This window comes from Dyadobacter sp. CY312, from assembly GCF_021390535.1.
Classification (GTDB): domain Bacteria; phylum Bacteroidota; class Bacteroidia; order Cytophagales; family Spirosomataceae; genus Dyadobacter.
Genome location: NZ_JAJUXG010000008.1, coordinates 256,388 through 275,567 on the forward strand (window position 1 = coordinate 256,388; position 19,180 = coordinate 275,567).

14 protein-coding genes are annotated in these 19,180 nt (G+C 42.5%); 10 read left to right on the forward strand and 4 right to left on the reverse strand.

From position 1 onward, the window contains the following. Window positions 1-3 precede the first annotated feature (3 nt). From ruvA to LZG71_RS12515, 10 genes are all read left to right on the forward strand, one after another. Window positions 4-597: a Holliday junction branch migration protein RuvA gene (gene ruvA, locus LZG71_RS12470; RefSeq protein ID WP_233820861.1), complete on the forward strand. Its 594-nt coding sequence runs from the start codon at window positions 4-6 to the stop codon at window positions 595-597. Window positions 598-706: 109 nt separating this feature from the next. Further along, entirely contained in the window at window positions 707-7,951 is a 7,245-nt protein-coding gene (sprA, locus tag LZG71_RS12475; RefSeq protein ID WP_233820862.1) for a cell surface protein SprA, read from the forward strand. 79 nt (window positions 7,952-8,030) lie between these two features. Then, complete coding sequence (gcvH, locus tag LZG71_RS12480; RefSeq protein WP_233820863.1) at window positions 8,031-8,411, forward strand: glycine cleavage system protein GcvH; 381 nt, start codon at window positions 8,031-8,033, stop codon at window positions 8,409-8,411. A gap of 221 nt (window positions 8,412-8,632) precedes the next feature. After that, window positions 8,633-9,916, forward strand: coding sequence for a dihydroorotase family protein (locus tag LZG71_RS12485; RefSeq protein WP_233820865.1), 1,284 nt, complete (start codon window positions 8,633-8,635; stop codon window positions 9,914-9,916). 45 nt (window positions 9,917-9,961) lie between these two features. Further along, window positions 9,962-10,513 (forward strand): DUF4199 domain-containing protein, encoded by a 552-nt coding sequence (locus tag LZG71_RS12490; RefSeq protein ID WP_233820867.1) that lies wholly within the window; start codon window positions 9,962-9,964, stop codon window positions 10,511-10,513. 74 nt (window positions 10,514-10,587) lie between these two features. Further along, window positions 10,588-11,103 (forward strand): DUF4199 domain-containing protein, encoded by a 516-nt coding sequence (locus LZG71_RS12495; RefSeq protein WP_233820869.1) that lies wholly within the window; start codon window positions 10,588-10,590, stop codon window positions 11,101-11,103. Between the two features lie 49 nt (window positions 11,104-11,152). After that, window positions 11,153-11,881 (forward strand): gliding motility-associated ABC transporter permease subunit GldF, encoded by a 729-nt coding sequence (gene gldF, locus LZG71_RS12500; RefSeq protein WP_233820871.1) that lies wholly within the window; start codon window positions 11,153-11,155, stop codon window positions 11,879-11,881. 284 nt (window positions 11,882-12,165) lie between these two features. Beyond that, window positions 12,166-12,711: an RNA polymerase sigma factor gene (locus LZG71_RS12505; RefSeq protein WP_233820873.1), complete on the forward strand. Its 546-nt coding sequence runs from the start codon at window positions 12,166-12,168 to the stop codon at window positions 12,709-12,711. Continuing rightward, complete coding sequence (locus LZG71_RS12510; RefSeq protein ID WP_233820874.1) at window positions 12,708-13,577, forward strand: anti-sigma factor domain-containing protein; 870 nt, start codon at window positions 12,708-12,710, stop codon at window positions 13,575-13,577. The genes LZG71_RS12505 and LZG71_RS12510 overlap by 4 nt, the downstream gene beginning before the upstream one ends. A gap of 132 nt (window positions 13,578-13,709) precedes the next feature. Next, entirely contained in the window at window positions 13,710-14,576 is an 867-nt protein-coding gene (locus LZG71_RS12515; RefSeq protein ID WP_233820876.1) for a mechanosensitive ion channel family protein, read from the forward strand. Between the two features lie 144 nt (window positions 14,577-14,720). On the opposite strand, the gene ahcY is transcribed toward LZG71_RS12515, so the two are convergent. The 4 genes from ahcY to murF form a co-directional block, all read right to left on the reverse strand. Continuing rightward, entirely contained in the window at window positions 14,721-16,037 is a 1,317-nt protein-coding gene (gene ahcY / locus LZG71_RS12520; RefSeq protein WP_233820878.1) for an adenosylhomocysteinase, read from the reverse strand. 278 nt (window positions 16,038-16,315) lie between these two features. Further along, on the reverse strand, window positions 16,316-16,906 hold the full coding sequence (locus LZG71_RS12525) for a carboxymuconolactone decarboxylase family protein (RefSeq protein ID WP_233820880.1): 591 nt from the start codon (window positions 16,904-16,906) through the stop codon (window positions 16,316-16,318). Between the two features lie 173 nt (window positions 16,907-17,079). After that, window positions 17,080-17,631, reverse strand: a complete 552-nt coding sequence (locus LZG71_RS12530) for a peroxiredoxin (protein WP_233820882.1) — start codon at window positions 17,629-17,631, stop codon at window positions 17,080-17,082. Between the two features lie 218 nt (window positions 17,632-17,849). Next, a complete protein-coding gene (gene murF / locus LZG71_RS12535; protein WP_233820884.1) occupies window positions 17,850-19,157 on the reverse strand; it encodes a UDP-N-acetylmuramoyl-tripeptide--D-alanyl-D-alanine ligase in 1,308 nt (435 codons plus the stop codon). Window positions 19,158-19,180 lie beyond the last annotated feature (23 nt).

Here is a 19,180-nt window from a genome sequence, read left to right on the forward strand (position 1 = left end):
TTTATGATCGCTTACGTTAACGGGACGGTTAGTTACAAAGATCCTGCTTATACAATTATTGACGTTAACGGAGTTGGGTATGAGATCCGGATATCCTTGCAAACTTATACCGCAATGCCTGAAAGTGGTGCCCGGTGCAAGCTCGTAACCTACCTCAATATTCGTGAAGATGCTCATATTCTCTATGGATTCTGGGCAACGGACGAAAAGAAACTTTTTCTGGATTTAATCGGAATCTCCGGCGTGGGGCCGGCTACCGCTTTGGTGATGCTTTCCTCGCTTTCTTCAAATGAGATCCGACAGGGCATTGTAGATGAGGATATACGATTGATACAGTCGATAAAAGGAATAGGATCCAAAACAGCACAACGGGTTATCCTCGAATTAAAGGATAAAATTCGGAAGGAAGAATGGGGCGGTATTGCAGACAGTAAACCTGTTATGAACCAATCCAATTCACTTAAAAATGAAGCTTTGGCGGCGCTGGTCACTTTGGGTATTCCAAAAGCAACAGCAGAAAAGAGTCTGGATGTGATCCTGAAAAGGGAAGGGCACGAAATGAGCGTGGAGCAACTGATAAAGCTAGCACTACGTTGAGCCTGATAGAAATAGCTGTTACTTTATGACCTGTGGAAAACCTGAACCATTCAATTGAAATGCTGAAACGGATCGCAGTACTAACCTTCTCTAAATACGGATATTAGCCTTGTCGTCAACAATTTACTCTCTACTTTTTAAGGCGTTAACTATATCAACCTGTGCGGCGTTGCTTGCGTCCGTTTCAGTGGAGAACGATGTCTACAGTGGTCCCCAGCCAGAGCTGGTAATGCTGGCCGATACGCTACCGGAGGATTCTTCCAAAAATAACGTCAATAAGTCCGGAAGCCAGTTCGTTATGCGCTGGAAGGATTATTATTCCAACAGACTTGTACAACCCCGGCCAAAATCTGCATTTTACCTGCGTGATCCTGCAAATATCAAAACTGAAATTTTGCTGGACAGTACCGGTAAAGTAGCTGTTACAGAACAAATTCAGACTCCGTCAGGAACGCTGGACTACCGTGCGCCTGAGGGAATGGATTTGCAGCAATATGATAAAGTGCAGGAAGGACGTGCATTCAGGAGCTTATTGAAAGAATATTCGAGCCGTCAGGATGGGCAGGGAGCCATGGGGGCGAGAGGTCTGCTGCCAAAGCTTGATGTACCTCCCGCGTTATCAAAACTATTGGGTGACGATTTTCTGAATTTTAAGCCAACTGGTTTCGTATCCCTGGATCTTGGAGTAATGCACCAGTTTCTGGATAATCCTACTATCCCGATTCGCCAGAGAAGAAATACCCAGTTCATTTTCAACGAGCAGATTAATATCAACTTTGATGCCAGACTTGGTGATATGTTGGGTTTTCAAACCAACTTCGATACCAAGGCTAATTTCAATTTTGAGAATGCGATCAAACTGAACTATAAAAATCCGGAGGAAAGTTTCATTAAGAAAATCGAAGCCGGTAACATCAATTGGGCCATTAACAGTCAATTGATTCCGGGCGTGCAGAACCTGTTTGGTTTGAAGACCGATTTTCAGTTTGGGAGACTGAAAGCGACATTTGTGGCGTCGCAGCAAAAGTCGAGCAAGGAGCGGATTGTGTTGCGCGGTGGTGCACAAGGAAGAGAATTTGAGATCAGGGCGGATGCATATGACGAGAACAGGAACTTCTTTCTCTCACAGTATTTTAGAAACATATATGAAAAGTCGCTGACAAATACGCCTACAATTACTTCCGGAGTAACCATTACGAGAATGGAAGTATACGTGACGAACCGGACAACAACCACCGAGTCACTTAGGAATGTGGTTGGTTTTGCTGATCTGGGAGAACCTGCTCCTTATAAAAGTGGAAATCCTAATTTGCAGCCTATTGTTGGTAGCTCGGCGGCGGCAAACGGAGCGAATGGTCTATTTGGTAATCTTCAGAGAAATGGTGCATTTCGCCAGGTAGATAATACAAATTCTGTATTATTCGGAACTTTTGGTTTGGAGAAATCCAGCGATTATGAGTTATTGAGAGGTGCGAAAAAGCTCGTTGCTGACCGTGACTATGTATTTCATCCGCAGCTTGGTTTCATATCACTTACTACAACGCTTCGTAACGATGAGGTTTTGGCAGTTGCTTATGAATATACACTTAACGGGCGCTCATTTAAAGTAGGAGAGCTTACAGAAGATTATCAGGATAAGACAGAGGATGAAGTAATTGTACTGAAACTTTTGAAATCGTCTACCATCAGGAACAATACGAACCTGCCGATGTGGAACCTGATGATGAAAAACGTATATTCATTAGGAACGAGCCAGATCGATCGTCAGGGATTTCAGTTGCGTGTCATATACAAGGATGACCTCACCGGGATGGATAATCCCCAACTTCAGGACAGTGAAATTGCCAATATCCCTCTGATCAAACTGATGGGGCTCGACAGGCTTAATCCCGTGAACGATCTTCAGCCAGATGGTAACTTCGACTATGTTGAAGGAATTACCATAGACAGTAAAACCGGTAGAATCTTCTTCCCGGTGCTGGAACCTTTCGGTTCAAATCTGGCGGGCAAGTTTTCTGCTGGTAATGAGGCGGCAAGAAGCAAGTATGTTTTTAATGAGCTGTACCGCACCACTATGATTGATGCCTCATTGGTGACGGAGAGAAACAAATTCTTCATCAAAGGTTCTTATCAATCCAGCGAAGGAGCAGAAGTGCAGCTGCCATTTGGTGTAGTTGAAACTTCGGTAACAGTTACTTCAGGTGGTGTGCCTTTATCACCCGGCTCGGATTACATCGTAGAAGCACAGATCGGCCGTGTAAGGATTCTAAACCAGGGTGTTATGAACTCGGGTCGCGAGATTGTGATTGAGTATGAAAGGCCTGACATGTTCAACAATCAGATACGTTCGTTACTTGGGACTCGCTTGGATTACCTTGTAAATCGCGATATGAGTATTGGTTTTACAGCCATGAAATACAGAGAGCGTCCTGCCGGATTTCTTTCGAGGGTATCTATTGGCAATGAACCGGTTAACAATACGATGATCGGCTTTGATATAAACGTTCGTAAGGATGTTCCATTCCTGACGAAGATGCTTGACAAACTGCCATTTCTTCAAACGAAGGAAATGTCCAGCATCCAGTTCAAAGCAGAATTTGCCAAGCTGTTTCCCGGCGTTTCAAAAGACGTGAACAACCGTTCACTTGTCGACGACTTTGAAGCAACACGAACTGTATACGATCTGGCGCGTCAGCCTCAAAAATGGAGACTCGGTGCTGTGCCTGAAGAGTTCAGGACTGGTACATCAAAAGAGCTTTCCTACGGATACAAACGTGCTAAAATATCGGCATATACGGTTGATAATATTTTCGGAGGTTTGGACGGCCTTGGCGGCGGCTATCAGATCCCGACAAACATCACTTCTGCGGATAGTAATTATTACGAAAAACTATACCTGCCAAATCAGATATTTCCAAACCGTTCTATTGCAGGAATGGTTACCTATCCGCAAAACCTACTGGACATTGCATATTTCCCTTCCGAGAGGGGAATGTATAATTACAATACAGACCTGACTAATGAAGGGCGTCTTAAAATGCCGAGACAGAATTTTGGAGGAATTAGCCGGGCAATTACATCCGATAACGATTTTGATAATGCCAATATAGAAAGTATTGAATTTTGGATATTGGATCCTTTTATATCCGGTCCCAATGGAGTTGTTCGCGATGGAAGTAAAAATGCACAGAACGAAAATACAGGTGTTAATAACACAACAGGTGGCAAGCTGGTATTTAACCTCGGCGATATTTCTGAAGACGTTATCCCTGACGAGCGTTACAATTTTGAAAACGGCCTTCCTATTGGTCCTAAAATCGTGGGTGATAATGTAGATTCCACAGCTTGGGGATATGTTACAAAGTCGCAGTATCTGATCAACGCATTTAGCAATGAGCCCGGTGCGCGCCAACGCCAGGATGTAGGTCTGGACGGGATGAACAATGAAGAAGAACGTATATTTTTTAAAAAATATCTGGATGCATTACCACAAGGTGTAAGAGAAAGATTTAGTGAGGATCCGTCAGGAGATGATTTTTCTTTTTTCCTGGGTCAAGATTTTGACGACAACAATGCCAAGGTGATTGAACGTTATAAAAACTACATGGGTATGGAGAATAACTCTCCTGAAAGCCAGGGCAGAGCTACTACCGTTACACCTGCTTCGACCAACATCCCCGATGGAGAGGACATGAACGTAGACAACACGATCAACGACAACGAGGCTTATTACAAATATGAGATTGACCTGAAACCAGGTCAGCTGGAAGTAGGTAAAGGATTTATTGTTGACAAAACAGTGAATACCAAGGATGGACAAAGCTGGTACTTATTCCGGGTTCCAATCAAAGAATTTTCGGGACAAGTAGGTGGCATGAACGGCTTCAAGTCGATCCGGTTTATGCGGATGTACCTCACCGATTTTCAACAGCCGGTAGTGCTTCGTTTCGCGCAGCTTCAAATGGTTGGGCAGCAGTACCGCAAATACACCAACAATCTTGCAGCGGGTGGCTTACAGGAAGTGCCTGAGCCTTATGATGCAAAATTCGTTGTTGGGACTGTTAGTCTTGATGAGAATGGACAGCCAAATGAAGGAGACAAAAACAAATACAAATATGATATCCCTCCGGGTTGGATTAGAGATCAGGATGCTACCCAACGACCTCCGTTGTTGCTGAATGAGCAATCGATGAGCTTATGTGTTTCTGATCTTCGTGATGGCGATTCCCGTGCTGTTTTCAAAAATGTAAACCTTGATCTGCAATTCAGAAAGCGTCTGCGTATGTATGTCCATATGCACAGTGAGCAGGATGAAAACAAACAAGTTGGCGCATTTTTACGGATTGGAACTGACGTTACTCAGAATTACTACGAGATTGATATTTCTGAGCTTAGATCTACTTTACCATCTGCCACGGATAAAGGAGAAATATGGCCGGTAGAGAATGAGTTAAATATTGCCATTGCGGATCTGATCAATGCCAAGGCTTTGAGAAACAGAGAAGGTGGCGGAAGAAAAAGCGGGCAACCATTTATAGGCAAGTCAATAGATGGTCGCTATAACATTACTGTTGTTGGAAATCCTGATCTCAGTTCGGTGCGGGTGATGATGATAGGAATGCGGAATCCAAAGTCGGAAGATGAACGTTCCAAAGCCTTTTGTATATGGGTGAATGAAATGCACGTGGAGGGCTTTGATGAAACGGGTGGGATGGCCGCCATTGCACAGCTGAACGCCAAACTTGCGGATTTTGCAACCGTAACTGCTTCCGGCAGGCTGGAAACATTTGGCTTTGGAAGTGTGCAGCAGCGAATCGGCGAACGTTCCCGTAATTTCACTACGGAATATGGGTTTTCTTCAAACATTGCACTTGATAAATTGTTGCCACAGAGTTGGGGATTTGTTATTCCGGTTTTCCTGAGCTACGACCGTAGAAATATCAAACCACATTTTGATCCGCTGGATCCCGATACGGAATTGACAACCTCGCTGGACAATCTTCGTACTTCCGAAGAACGTGACGGATACAGGCGAATGGTGGAAGATAATGCGGTAAAACGTGGGATTAACTTCTCAAATGTAAGAAAGACCAAGACGAAACCGGGCGCTAAAAATCACTTTTACGATTTCGAGAACTTGTCGTTCACTTATGCCTATAGTGACGACAATCGAAGGAATATTCTGACGCAGCAATATGCACAGCGCATGTACAAGGGCGGTATTGCTTATGTTTACAGTAGCCAGCCCAAGGCGTTTGAGCCTTTCAAAAAGTATGAAGCCAAAAATCGCTGGACGGAGTTAATCCGGGACTTTAACGTCACTTTGCTTCCGAATATGGTATCAATACGGGCGGATGTGGACAGGCGATTCCTTAAAACACAGCTCAGAAATGCGGATAGAACCACAGAAGGCGTGCAGCCCATGTATGAAAAGTATTTCTGGTTTAACCGTTACTACGATCTGAACTGGAACCTGACTAAAAATATGACCCTGTCTTATAATTCATCAGCCAATTCGGTTATAGATGAGCCTATGGGTGATATTGATACGCAGGAGAAAAAAGATTCGTTATGGTCCAATTTTAAAAAACTGGGACGTATCAAGAACTTTGATCAGCGGATCGGTCTTACATATCGTCTACCTCTTGACAAAATACCGCTTACCGACTGGATGAGCGCCGATTACAAACATACTGTCGGTTTCCAATATCAGGCAAATGCATATGGTCTTAAAGACGCAAATGATCAATTGTTTGGTGATGTGATACGCAACAGTCGTGAGCGAGGTGTGAGTGGCAAGGTGGATTTCGTACTGCTGTATAACAAATTGAAATATCTGAAATTCGCCAATACGCCGTCAGCTGCACGTAAAAACTTTGCAAGAAGCCCCGGTGACATGGAAGAAATTGATGTGAGATCCACCAATGTTCTCAAAAATATTACCCGGATGTTGATGACGGTAAGAGGTATCAACTTCAATTATTCTTTATTAGAAACCACGTCGCTGCCAGGATATTTACGCGCTCCGCAGTATTTTGGAATTGACAATACCAAAGCTCCGGGTTTGCGTTTTGTAATGGGTGAGCAGGACCGGAACTTCCAGAAAATGGCTGCTTCCAAAGGTTGGGTCACGAGAAGTCAGGATCAAAACCAGCCTTTCCAGATGACCGTTGCCAAGAATTTCTCTGCCAATACAACATTGGAACCATTCAAAGATTTCCGAATGATCATTGACGTTCGTCTCACGAGGCAGGACGCCTATCAGGAATTTTATCGTCCAACAGATTCGACCGATTTTATATCTCAAAGTCCTTTACGAAACGGACAGTTCAGCATGTCGTTCTGGTCTTTCAGAACCGCTTTTGCGAAAGTGAACAGGGATAATTCCTCGGAGGTATTTGATCGTTTCAACAATTACAGAAACGAAATAATCAACATATTAAATGAGAGAAATCCGGCGGTTGGAGAGGACAAGACTTTGTATAACAACACATCTCAGGATGTGCTGATGGCATCTTTCTTCTCGGCATATTCGGGTAAGGGAGTATCGGATCCAAGCAAAGTGAGGGTAAATCCCTTCCTGAAATTCCCGATGCCAAACTGGGATGTGACATACAGCGGTTTGGCGAATCTCCCTGGTTTCAAGAGATTGTTCAGCTCGTTTACGCTTCGCCATAAATACTATTCAAATTATAGTGTAGGTAATTTTACTTCTAACCAGGGATTTGATGAAACTTTCGTGAATCTGGCAGTTAACGGTTACCCGCTCTCAGCACGTCAGAACTTAGGTATCACTGAACAGATAGGTCAGTTTACGCCTGTATTCTCTATGAGCACGATTACGATGGCCGAAAGATTCCAGCCATTGATGGGTGTAGAGTTCAGAACGATTGGCAAGATCACTGCTCGATTTGAATACAACCGAGACAGAAGTGTAGCATTGAACCTCTCCAACGCCCAGGTTGCCGAGCTGTTTAATCAGGACGTAACAGTGAACATTGGCTTTACCAAAAACAATGTTCCGTTGCCGTTTAAGATTAACGGAGTTAAGAAAAAACTTAAGAATGATCTGACCATGCAGCTTGGAATGACATTCCGGGACACAAGAGCCATTCAAAGGAAGCTGGGAAAAGAAGTTGTTGTGGATGGAGTTGTCACAAATGTAAGTGAAAACACGCCAATTGCAGGTAATATCAATTTTCAATTGCGGCCAACGGTCAATTACATGGTTAACAACAGGTTGAGTCTTCAATTCTATTTTGACAGAACGTTCAACGATCCTTTGGTCTCCAACACTTTCTACCGGGCGAGTTCATCAGGAGGAGTTCAGATCAAATTCAATCTGGCTGAATAAAATTTCTATTTGGAAAATACAGTCTACATCCTGTAATTTGTGGATATAAAGACTTCCCAAAACTTATACAAAATACATTATGAATTTCCCATCTGAACTGAAATACACGGAAGATCACGAATGGATCCGGATTGAAGGCGACGTCGCATTCATCGGCGTTACGGATCATGCGCAACAGGAACTAGGCGATATTGTTTATGTAGATATCAATACGGTGGGAGATGCGCTGGAAAAAGGGGAAGTATTCGGTTCGGTTGAGGCTGTGAAAACGGTGTCAGACTTGTTCATACCAGTAGCAGGAACCGTGCTTGAAGTAAACGATGCATTGGACGGTGAACCCGAATTGGTAAATTCCGATCCTTACGGAAATGGCTGGATGGTTAAGATTAGTTTGGCAAATCCAGGTGATACTGATGGCCTTCTCTCAGCAGAAGAATATCAGACATTTATAGGCGCCTGATAACAAGCCTTAAGCTCCGAAGGGAGCTTTTTTTTTGCAACACAGATAAGCTACCAAAATGATGTAAGTTAAAAGTGAAAAGTAAACAGGTTCCTTTTAGCTGACTTCAAGCCTATCTTTGAAAATAAAAGGAATTAAATAGTTATAAATCAATTAATACGAGCGGTTTACTAACAACTGTTAACTTCAAACTGACTCGCTTGGGGATTTTGTAAAATATTATGAAGGTAATTGTTCGCTCTGTCCGGATCGTAGATAAAATTTCGCCTGTGAATGGTCAGGTTCTCGATCTTTTTATTGAGGATGGAATAATAAAACAAGTTGGGAATGACATCAATGCTACCGGGATTGAAACAATCGATGGTAACGGGCTGAGTGTATCACCGGGTTGGGTCGACATGCGCGTAGCTTCCCGGGATCCCGGATTCGAACATAAAGAAGATTTAATTTCGGTTCGGGCGGCAGCCTCACACGGAGGATTTACGGAGATCGTCCTGTTGCCGAATTCGGAGCCTGTGGTACATAGCAAAGACACGCTAAATTACATCAAGCAATCGGGAAGGGGAGGACTAGTTAATCTGCATGTTGCAGCTGCGGTTACCAAAAAAACCGAAGGAGTTGACTTTACCGAAATGATTGACCTGCACCAGGCAGGAGCCATTGCTTTTACAGATGGTGAGCATGCCGTTCAGAATTCGGATCTTTTTCTTAAAACGATTCTATATCTGCGTCCTTTGGAAGCATTGCTTATGAATCGTCCGGAGGACAGGCAGCTTACCTTATATGGACAAATGCATGAAGGTGTAACCAGTACGCTAATCGGTATGAAAGGAATTCCTGCTCTTGCCGAGGAAATGATGTTACACAGGGATTTAAAGTTATTGGAGTATGCACTTGAAAATAGTACGTATTCAGCTGAAAAGCCTATTCTGCATATTTCGTTGATCTCCACCAGAAGGGCAGTGGAACTGATACGGGAGGCGAAAGCAAAAGGATTGCCCGTTTCGTGTGATGTAGCCGCACATCAGTTGGCGTTTGCAGACAGTGATCTGATTGGTTTTGATACAAATCTGAAAGTAAATCCACCTTTCCGGTCTGCTGATGACACGGAGGCACTACGGGAAGGCTTGGCCGACGGAACTATAGACGCCATCGTTTCTGACCATAATCCACATGATGAAGAGAGTAAAAATCTGGAATTTGATCATGCCGATTTTGGAATAACCGGTCTGGAAACAGCATTTTCGTTGTCTGTAATGCATAGTGGTCTGTCAGTTGATGATATCGTAGAGAAATTGACAACACAGGCGCGCCGCATTCTGAGACTTCCTGAGAGCACGATTGAAGAAGGTGGAGTTGCCAATCTTACATTCTTTAGCTCTGACTCGGAATGGACTTTTGAAAAAAGTTATTCCAAATCGAAGAATACACCTTTCTTAGGCAAGAATCTAAAAGGAAAAGTTCGTGGAGTGGCAAACAATAATAAGTTTGAGTGGTTTGAATAACAGGGTAATTCTGTCCTGATTTGAAGTGTTTTTTAGTTAAAAATTATGCAGTCAATTATTGATTATTTTAATAAACCTCTTTTAAAAATTTCATTGTTATTCGGACTTGTAACCGGATTGCTGGCATTTTGTTTTTTTCTTGGCTTGTATGCTTTGGATGTTATGCCGCTTGGAAAGATCCTTGATTTCGGGATATACATCATCATGATCGCCGGGGCCTGCTGGTATTACCGGAAAACAGTGGGGCAAGGGTTTCTGCATTTGTGGGAAGCGCTCACGATCGGGTATGTAGTTAATTGCGTGGCGGCTCTTATAAATGGCTGGCTGATTTATCTTTTTATTACCTACGTTGATCCCGGTATATTCACTCAGTATACCACTGAAATGCTTCAATTACTTGATGCAGGTAAAGTGGAGTTGATCAAAAACATTAAAGAACCTGAGTTTTTAAAAATGTATCAGGATATAAAATCGATGCAGCCATCAGTGGTAATCAAAGATGAGATCAGTAAGAAGATGGTAATGGGAATTATCCCTATACTCATTATCTCCCTTATTTTCAGAAAGCAGAACTACGGAATTTACCATAACAAATAATAGATTTACCTGCATTATCACAACGCAGGAGGGTTTGCAAATAAATTTGATCAAGGGTCTAAACAAGAATTGATATGGAAGAAAAAGTATCTACTGCAAGAGTTGCCCTTAAATACGGCGTATTGGTATCTGTTGTGATCATGGTTTACACCACCATCATCAACGTGTCAGGTCTTTCTCAGAACCCTGTTCTGTCTTCGTTGCAATTTGTTTTTATGATTGCCGGCATTGTGATGGCTATGAAGGATTTCAGGGAGCAGAACAAAGGTTTTATGTCTTATGGTGAAGGTTTGGGACTGGGAACTCTGGTGTCAGCCGTGATGGGATTGCTTGTGTCGACATTCAGTACTTTCTACAATCGCTTTATTGATAGTTCTATCATGACTCAGGCAGTGGATAAAGTGAGAACAGACATGGAGCAACGGGGAATGGATGACGCACAAATTGATCAGAGTATGGAATTGGCACAGAAGTTCATGTCTCCAAGCATCATGTTTTTCAGTGGAGTTTTTATGTCAATTCTTATGGGATTCATTGTATCACTGGTAGTTTCAGCCATATTTCGTCGTGAAAAACCGGTTTTCGAATAAGCCGGAGTTTTCTTTTTAGCATACCCAAAACTAAATTTTTGACAAGAAGGTGTTAGCAATTTTTCAGAAGGAAATTGGTAGTTTTTTTAATTCACTGATCGCCTATATTGTGATGGCGGTGTTTCTGACCGCAATAGGTCTGATCGTATGGGTGTTTCCGGATTCTAATATCCCGGACTACGGCTTTGCGGATATGAACTCGTTTTTTAGCCTTGCACCTTATGTGTTAATATTTTTAATACCTGCTATCACCATGCGTTCTTTGGCGGAAGAAAGCCGGAATGGAACGCTGGAATTACTGCTGACCAAACCACTTCGAAACAGAGATCTGATTCTTGGAAAGTTTTTTGCCAACTGGGTTTTGGTTCTATTCACAATCCTTCCCACACTTTTATACTATTTCAGCGTTTATCAATTGGGCAATCCCCAGGGCAACATCGATTCGGCCGCCGTTTTCGGCTCGTATATGGGCCTGTTGCTACTTTGCGGCGTGCTTGTCTCAATGGGGCTTTGGTGCTCGTCTCTAAATGACAATCAAATTGTCGCTTTTATTCTTGCCGTCTTTCTTGGGTTCATATGGTACGTTGGATTTAGTGCCATTTCAGAATTGTGGAACAGCGGGACAGCAGCCGATCTTTTTTCATGGATAGCACTGGATACCCAGTATAGTGCGCTTGGGAAAGGACTTATTGATTCGCGGAATGTGATATATCTGCTGAGTCTCCTTTCCTTCTTTTTATATCTTACCTACTGGAAAGTAGAAACACTGCGTAAATAAAGTATCGGTAACATCATTGCATTGCGGGAGTCCTGAATTTGTCGCCTTTTAGTTCCAGACTACATGTAGTTTGAATCCATTTTGGTGTAATCATCGTATATGATTAAAAACACACTAAGATGGGAAAGTTTTCAAGCAGAGTCAGGCCACAACCGGGGCAATATCTCGTTGGACTTTCGGGGACCAATGGAAACGGTACAATATTTTATTTTCCAAATCATTTCGTCTTGGCAAATTTTGCTAGCTTGCCATTACGAAATATACAATTAAACGTTAAGCAACTCTTGGCGACCAGCAAGTTAAAATATTCGGAAGAAGAATTAGTGGCAGCTCTGCAAAGAAATGAGCGTACCGCTTTTGAATTTCTGTACGATCATTATTCCGGTGCTTTGTTTAACATCATTTCAAAAACGCTTCGTGACGAAGAACGTGCAGCCGATGTATTGCAGGAGTCTTTTCTGAAGATATGGAAGAACATAGCATCCTATAATCCGGAGAAGGGAAGGTTATTTACCTGGATTATGAATATTGCCAGAAACGGAGCCATTGATGCCGCAAGGGTTGAAGGAAGAAAGCCTGTAATGGATGATATTGAAGGAAAGATAGTGCAGAATGAGCCTGATGAAGCGGAAAATGCACAGCATCTGAGCTCAGACATGAAAGCAATAATTAATATGCTGCGACCGGAACGAAAGATTCTGATCGATATGGCTTATTTCCAGGGGTACACCCATGAGGAAATAGCAGAGGAATTGCAAATTCCTCTGGGCACAGTTAAATCGCGGATCCGGACAGCGTTACAAGAGTTAAAACAATACTTTGCAGTATGAATATCCAAGCCTACATAGAGTCCGGTATATTAGAGGAATATGTATTGGGCACTGTTTCACCACAGGAGAAACAGGAGGTGGAGTGTATGTCTCACATTTATCCAGAGATAAAAGAAGAGCTGCTGAGGACCGAAAGCGCTTTGGAAGAATATGCACTTAAACACCAGACAGCGCCACCCGCGTCTTTAAAAGATTCGATTTTCGCTCAAATGAACTTTGATTCAACTGATTCGGCCGAAGTCTCTGACGAAGAAACTACTAATAGTGAAGACATCAGAAACGGCGAGTTTGTTGAAATACCGGTTACAGCTGAGGAGGCCCCCATTGTGACAGATGTGTTCAGTAAAACGCAGATACGTGAGGTCACTCCTTTCTGGGCTAAATTAGCAGTAGCAGCAACGGTCTTATTGGCATTGTTTGCGGGTTGGGCAGCTACTGAGGTTTCAGGAACAAAAAAAAGTAATGAGGCTTTGGCTTCGGAAATTCAGGAGCTGAAAAAAACTACGGATTATAGCCAACAACTGGCAGCGATGTACCGCGATCAGCGGTATAAAGTGATTCGCCTTGCAGGTTTGCCAAAATCTCCTGAGAGTTCCGTAGCAGCGTTTTGGGATCCAAAAACCAATGAGGTGATGTTGGATGTAAAGAAACTACCGCCCGCACCAGCAGGTAAACAATACCAGCTTTGGAGCATTGTTGATGGAAAGCCGATGGACAATGGAATGCTGGACGACGAGTTTGAGAACAAGTTACTTAGAATGAAGGAAACCAGAAGTGGTGCAGTTGCATTTGCAATTACCCTGGAAAAAGAAGGAGGAAACCCAACGCCTACCATGGAAGAAATGTACGTGATGGGCGAAGTTTAGAAACAAACTTCATCGTATGAAAACAGAGCCGGGATGCATATTCTCGGCTCTGTTTGGTTAAAACCATGGCAGACGCATAACAGGTTTACAAATTTGTCTGTTACTTTTGATGAAGATTTTAATTTGCCTTTGATGATCTTAACACAGATTTTAAAAATTATTGACCCGATTGGTACCAAGCTGGAAAGATGGTATGATGCTGGCGTTGGTTTCATACCCAATGTAATTATCGCGATACTGGTGCTCATCGCTTTCAGATATACCGCATCATACATCAGTAATCTTGTTTCAAAACTACTGGGAAAGGCATCTCACAATGTGGCGCTTGTAAGCCTCATTTCTGCGATTACTAAAATTGCCGTGTTTGCGGTGGGGTTATTTTTTGCTTTGGGGATATTGGGCCTGGATAAAACGGTTACCTCCCTGCTGGCCGGAGCTGGAGTACTTGCCCTGGCTTTGGGTTTTGCATTTCAGGATTTGACCACCAACTTTATTTCGGGCGCTTTTATTGCTATACAACGCCCCATTGCCGTTGGAGATATTATCGAAACGAACGGCTATACCGGGAGGGTTAAATCCATTGGGTTGCGATCTGTGAAGTTGGATAACTTCGCCGGGCAAATGGTGGAATTACCAAGTAAGGATATTTTTCAGAAACCAATTGTGAATTTCACACATTCCGGTGAAAGAAGAGTTTCTATTGAGTGCGGTGTTTCATATCAGGACGATTTGAAAAAAGTGGAAAACCTGACACTGGAAACGATAAAAAGTTTAAACTTTCTAAGTGCCATCCGGCCGGTGGAATTCAACTTCACCAAATTTGGAGAAAACAGCGTGGATTTTCAGGTTCTGTTTTGGATTGACCAGATCAAAACTGGCCCCGGAGCTGCTAAAAGCACGGGTATGATGGCAATAAAAAGCAAGTTTGATGAGCATGGGATCACGATTCCGTTCCCTGTCCGAAATCAGGATGTAACCACTCAGGTTGCAAAAGAGTAGAGGCTTAGTGAAACTTTCACGCAAAGCAAAAATACGAAAAAGCAAAGGTCGCAAAGAAAAACTCTGCGACCTTTGCTTTTTGCCGGGCGGCGTCTCCGCTTATCTACTTTGCGGGGCGGGCGCTCCCGTGAACCTAAGAAATTCTTAGTATCTGTAAGTTTCTGCTTTAAATGGTCCCTGAGGAGTAACGCCGATGTAAGCAGCCTGCTCGTCAGAAAGAATGTCCAATTTCGCTCCTACGTGAGCAAGATGGAACGCAGCAACTTTTTCGTCCAAAGCTTTTGGAAGAACGTATACCTTTTTCTCGTAAGCATCTGTGTTTGTCCAAAGTTCGATCTGAGCCAAAGTCTGGTTGGAGAATGAGCAGGACATTACAAAAGATGGGTGACCCATTGCACAGCCAAGGTTTACCAAACGACCTTCTGCAAGAACGATGATGTCTTTTCCTTCAACTGAATAAATATCAACCTGTGGTTTGATCTGAGATTTTGATGCGCCGTATGTTCCGTTTAACCAAGCCATGTCGATTTCGTTATCGAAGTGACCGATGTTACATACAACCGCTTTGTCACGCATTGCCAGGAAGTGACGATCTGTAATGATCTTATAGTTTCCTGTTGCAGTGACAAAAATGTTAGCACGTGGTGCAGCTTCGTCCATTGTTACAACTTCAAATCCGTCCATAGCAGCCTGAAGCGCACAGATCGGGTCAATTTCAGTAACCAAAACACGGCATCCAGCGCCACGCAAAGACTCTGCAGAACCTTTACCAACATCACCGTAACCTGCTACAACCGCAACTTTACCAGCAAGCATTAAGTCAGTTGCACGACGGATAGAATCCACAAGAGATTCGCGGCAACCATATTTGTTATCGAATTTAGATTTCGTAACGGAATCGTTTACATTGATAGCAGGCAAATGAAGTGTGCCATTTTTGTAACGTTCGTATAGGCGGTGAACGCCGGTTGTAGTTTCTTCCGAAAGACCTTTGATACCTTCAATCAGTTCAGGATATTCATCAAAAACCATGTTGGTAAGGTCACCACCGTCGTCAAGTATCATGTTCAAAGGCTTACGGTCTTCTCCGAAGAAAAGTGTTTGCTCAATGCACCAGTTAAATTCTTCTTCGTTCATACCTTTCCAGGCATATACCGGAATACCAGCTGCTGCAATTGCCGCCGCAGCGTGATCCTGCGTTGAGAATATATTACATGAAGACCAGGTTACTTCAGCACCAAGAGCAGTAAGTGTTTCGATCAGAACAGCAGTCTGGATCGTCATGTGAAGGCAACCAGCTACACGCGCACCTGCAAGTGGCTGAGATGGTCCGTATTCAGCACGAATCGCCATCAAACCTGGCATTTCAGCTTCTGCTAATGTGATTTCTTTACGACCCCATTCGGCCAGAGAAATGTCTTTAACCTTGTATGGAATGTACGTGTCGGTTGACGTTGCCATTATTTGCTAGTTTAGTTTAATGTCTAAATATGTCTGCAAAATTAACCAGAAAAACTATTGATGTGAAGTTTGGTAGATTAAATTTGAGCTTTTGACTCTGAATTTAGATTTTTTATCCTGTAAGGAAGCTTTATTCCGATAATTGCAGAGAAGATATAGTCTGTGCGTGTAGGTGGTAGATAAATTGTCTTGCTAAAAAAATTCGGTACGATTTCTAACGTAAAATAAAAAGGCGTAATTCGTTTGGAATCACGCCTTTAATAATTGATTTTGAATTGTTAAGCGAGAACTGTAAAGCTTTTGAAAATAGCTCCGATGCGTACTGCATCAAATATTCTTGCCTGGGTTCCGCCATGGTTCAACACCGATTGCTCATGTGAAGTTACACACATTTCGCATCCGTTAAGTGCTGAAACAACAAGGCTTAGCAGTTCAAAGAATTCTTTACCGAGCACAGGATTTACCATGATGCTCATTTTGATTCCGGCTGGTGCATTGTTGTAGAATTCTTTATCCATAAAGTGCCTGAAACGATAAAATACGTTGTTCGCATTCATCAAAGAAACGCAGGCGCTAACCTCGGCAATTTCCTTTTCGTCAGCCCCTTCATTAACTGCCAGTTCTTCAAGAGCAGAAATAAGCGTTGCGTTCTTTTCGTTTATGGCTACCGAAAGTGCGATCAAAATCGCCTCTTTACGGTTGATGTTCTGGGATTTAAGAACGTTGCCAATGTTAATTTTAAGGTCTTTAAGATAACGGTGATCCAAAGACGCCAGTTTGTTGATCAGCACACTTTCAAAATCAGCGGGCAGATTTATTTCTTTATACAGAGAATCTTTCGTATTCCCTGCTGCTGCAAATGGGTACATTTTTTTTGATTAAGAAGTTAGAGAGGTCAGGAGTTAGAGTAATTACTGTATAGGAAGCAGGCAACTGGCCACACTTTTAATTTTATACTCTCCCTAAACCGGAACCTAATTTTTAGTAAACAATTCACAATTGATATACTGTGAACTGTTTACTAAGAACTTAAGACTAATAACTAAGCCAAAGTTGCTTCTCCTTTTACCCAGTTGCATGGGCAAAGCTCGTCAGTTTGAAGTGCATCCAGAACGCGGATTACTTCGTCAACGTTACGACCAACAGAAAGATCGTTAACAGATACCCAACGAATAATTCCCTGTGGATCAACGATGTATGTTACGCGGTAAGCGATTTTTTCGTTTGCTTCAAGAATACCCAATTCTTCCGCCAATGACTTAGAGGTATCAGCAAGCATAGGGAAACGAAGATCGCGAAGATCGTCGTGGTTTTTACGCCATGCAAGGTGAACGAACTCACTGTCAGTAGATGCACCAATAAGAACTGTATCGCGATCTGCGAAGTCGTCAACCTTTTTGCCAAACTCAGCAATTTCGGTAGGACATACAAAAGTGAAGTCTTTAGGCCACCAGAACATCACCATCCATTTTTCAGCATTTTTGTGATCTTCGGAAGTGATATCGTAAAATTCATTACCTTTTTCCAGAGATACTACCGATGTTTTTTTGAATTCGGGGAACGTTGATCCAACCGATAAAAGTCTATTTGCCATGATTGCTCGTGAGTTTATAAATTGTATTTTTTAATGTTGCAAATCTACAATCCAAGCTCATTGAAGGCAATTTTTAACATGGTACTATAAAAGGAAAGACTTGATTAAATCGAATAGATTTACTTTTTTCTATCAAAAATGAATATTAATAGATTTTGTTTATGAATTCATAAATTTGTACTATATAATTATATTTACAATTAAAGTAATTATAAATATTAATCCTTCATCAGTGGTAAAATGGTTTCCAATGCCATTCCCCTGGATCCTTTGATCAGAATAAATGTATTCTCCTGCGGATTGTCCATGACCCAATTATGCAGTGAAAATTTATCCGGGAAATAATAGGCTTTTGGAAGAGCGGCAAGTGCATGCTGCATCAGATTACCAGCCAGTATAACGATGTCAAATTTTCCTGCTGCAATTTGCTGCCCCAATAACAAGTGTTCTTCGGGAGCGGCATCTCCCAGCTCAAACATGTCGCCCAGAATAAGCATTTTTTTAGAAGCCTGCATCCTGTCAAAATTGGCGATGGCGGCGGCCATGGAAGATGGATTTGCATTGTAGGCATCCATAATGATAGTATTGCTTCCCTTTTTTACCACCTGTGAGCGATTATTGTCGGGCTCGTATGCTGCAATTGCTTCATGTGCATCTTCGTCGGAAACACCCAAATATTTCCCAATAGCAAGCGCTGCACAAATGTTATCGAAGTTGTATTGACCCGGAAGATGCGTCGTAACCCTGCGGTGGTTGTTTCCTTTGTAAATTATGACAGGGCTTTCCTGTATCAATTCCGGATTTACCTGACTGGATTCCGAGCAATAGAAAACGATTTCACCAAAAGCCCGCCTTTTGCTCACCATTTCCATTAATGTTTCGTTTTTAGAATTAACGAATACGATTCCCTTCTTTTTGGATAAAAAATCATAAAGCTCTCCTTTGCCTTTGACAATTCCCTGTATTCCGCCAAAACCTTCCAAATGTGCTTTTCCGATGTTGGTGATGAGTCCGTGTGTGGGTTGCGCAATGCTGCAAAGCAGAGCGATTTCTTGCTGGTGATTAGCGCCCATTTCCACAATAGCCATTTCATGTTTGTCTTTATCTATTGAAAGTAGCGTTAGCGGTACACCAATATGGTTGTTGAGGTTGCCTTTTGTAGCATAGGTACTGAACTTCATACCCAATACTTTGGCTATCAATTCTTTGGTGGTTGTTTTTCCGTTGGAACCTGTAAGCCCAATTACAGGGAAGGTGAATGTTTTACGATGATGGCGAGCCAGATCCTGCAAGGCTGTCAGTACGTCTTCAACCAACAATAACCTGGAATTTGTGCCAAGTTCGGTATCATCTACAACAGCATAACCTGCACCGCTTTGCAATGCTTCCAGCGCATATTTATTTCCGTCAAATTTATCTCCTTTCAAAGCAAAAAATATGCATCCTGGCTCAATCTGGCGTGTATCGGTGCAAATTTTTCCACCATTCAAATAGATATCATATAGCGTTTCAATAGGAGTATACATGTGAAAATATGCAGGTTAATAAC